Annotated in this window: 1 protein-coding gene; it reads left to right on the top strand. The window is 70.1% G+C overall.

Translation table 11 applies throughout. The annotated features are described in order from the left end of the window. The first annotated feature begins 136 nt into the window (after window positions 1-136). Window positions 137-2128: a TIGR03960 family B12-binding radical SAM protein gene (locus OO014_RS19230; RefSeq protein WP_272463939.1), complete on the top strand. Its 1992-nt coding sequence runs from the start codon at window positions 137-139 to the stop codon at window positions 2126-2128. Window positions 2129-2174: the final 46 nt, after the last annotated feature.

The following is a 2174-nucleotide window of genomic DNA, read 5'->3' as shown; positions in this document are numbered from 1 at the left end:
CAGTTCGCGACACGTCGCGAACTGCTCTTTCGATGGGCGGGGACGCACCCCAGTCCAGCGCGGAACGGGCTGGGACCGAGCCCAGCGGCATACGACGTTTTCGAGGATTCCGGGGAGCTCGACGTACCATGTGCGAATGTCTGGCGAGTCCCTGTTCAACGCCCTCGAGCCCCTGCTGGAGCGGGTCAGCAAGCCCATCCAGTACGTCGGCGGTGAGCTCAACTCCACCGTCAAGGACTGGAACGTCGGCGGCCACGGCCCGTCCGGCGAGGAGCTGACCACGCGTTGGGCGCTGATGTATCCCGACGCCTACGAGGTCGGCCTGCCCAACCAGGGCGTCATGATCCTCTACGAGGTCCTCAACGAGCGGCCGGACGCCCTCGCGGAGCGCACCTACGCCGTCTGGCCCGACATGGAGGCCGCGCTGCGTGAGGCGGGGCTGCCGCAGTTCACCGTCGACGGCCACCGGGCGGTCGGCGACTTCGACCTCTTCGGTGTCTCGTTCTCGACCGAGCTCGGCTACACCAACCTGCTCACCGCACTCGACCTCGCCGGCATCCCGCTCCACTCGGTGGACCGCGACCTCGACGACCCCATCGTCATCGCGGGAGGCCACGCCGCCTTCAACCCCGAGACCATCGCCGACTTCATCGACGCGGCCGTCATCGGCGACGGCGAGCAGGCCGTCCTCGCCATCACCGACATCGTGGGGGAGTGGAAAGCGCAGGGTCGCCCCGGCGGGCGGCGCGAGGTACTGCTGCGCCTGGCGCGCACGGGCGGCGTCTACGTGCCGTCCTTCTACGACGTCTCCTACCTGGCCGACGGCCGCATCCAGCGGGTCGCTCCGGCGGCCGACGCGCTGGGCGTCCCGTGGCGCGTCTCGAAGCACACGGTGATGGACCTCGACGCGTGGCCCTACCCGAAGCAGCCCCTCGTGCCGCTCGCCGAGTCGGTCCACGAGCGGATGTCCGTCGAGATCTTCCGTGGGTGCACGCGTGGCTGCCGGTTCTGCCAGGCCGGCATGATCACCCGGCCCGTGCGAGAGCGGTCGATCACCGGCATCGGCGAGATGGTCGAGCGCGGGCTCGCCGCGACCGGGTTCGAGGAGGTGGGGCTCCTGTCCCTCTCGTCGGCCGACCACTCGGAGATCGCCGACGTCACCAAGGGCCTCGCCGACCGCTATGAGGGCACGCAGACCGGCCTCTCGCTCCCGTCGACCCGCGTCGACGCGTTCAACATCGACCTCGCCAACGAGCTGACCCGCAACGGGCGCCGCTCCGGCCTGACGTTCGCGCCGGAGGGCGGCTCCGAGCGGATCCGCCGAGTCATCAACAAGATGGTGTCCGAGGAGGACCTCATCAACACGGTCGCCGCGGCCTACGGTGCGGGCTGGCGCCAGGTGAAGCTCTACTTCATGTGCGGCCTGCCGACGGAGACCGACGAGGACGTCCTCCAGATCGCCGAGCTGGCCAAGCGCGTCATCGAGACGGGCCGTCGTGTCTCGGGGCGTCGGGACATCAGGTGCACCGTCTCGATCGGTGGTTTCGTGCCCAAGGCGCACACGCCGTTCCAGTGGGCGGCGCAGCTCGGCGCGGAGGAGACCGACGCCCGGCTGCTCAAGCTGCGGGAGGCGATCCGCGCCGACAAGCGCTACGGCTCCTCCATCGGGTTCCGCTACCACGACGGCCAGCCCGGCATCGTCGAGGGGCTGCTCTCGCGCGGTGACCGCCGCGTGGGCAAGGTCATCGAGGAGGTGTGGCGCTCGGGCGGCCGGTTCGACGGCTGGAGCGAGCACTTCTCCTACGAGCGTTGGATGACTGCGGCCGAGCGGGCCCTCGCGGACGAGCCGGTCGACGTCGCCTGGTACACGACCCGCGAGCGCGAGCAGAACGAGGTGCTCCCGTGGGACCACCTCGACTCCGGGCTCGACAAGGACTGGCTCTGGGAGGACTGGCAGGACGCGCTCGACGAGCGTGAGGTCGACGACTGCCGCTGGACGCCCTGCTTCGACTGCGGGGTCTGCCCGCAGATGGGCACCGAGATCGAGATCGGTCCCACGGGCAAGACCCTCCTGCCGCTCACCGTCCTCGGTGCCGGGCGCAAGGACCTGCTCGAGCACCAGCACTGACCCGTATGCCGCTGTGCTGGCTCCCACACGGCCGCTGAGCCCCAGC

It is taken from the genome of Intrasporangium calvum, assembly GCF_028446585.1.
Taxonomy (GTDB): Bacteria; Actinomycetota; Actinomycetes; order Actinomycetales; family Dermatophilaceae; genus Intrasporangium; species Intrasporangium calvum_A.
The sequence above is the reverse complement of the archived record's forward strand: the minus strand, read 5'-3'. Positions and strand labels throughout refer to the sequence as shown.

Bases quoted from the DNA above. Each gene is read 5' to 3' on its own strand.
- OO014_RS19230 (WP_272463939.1), top strand. From the start codon at position 137: ATGTCTGGCGAGTCCCTGTTCAACGCCCTCGAGCCCCTGCTGGAGCGG.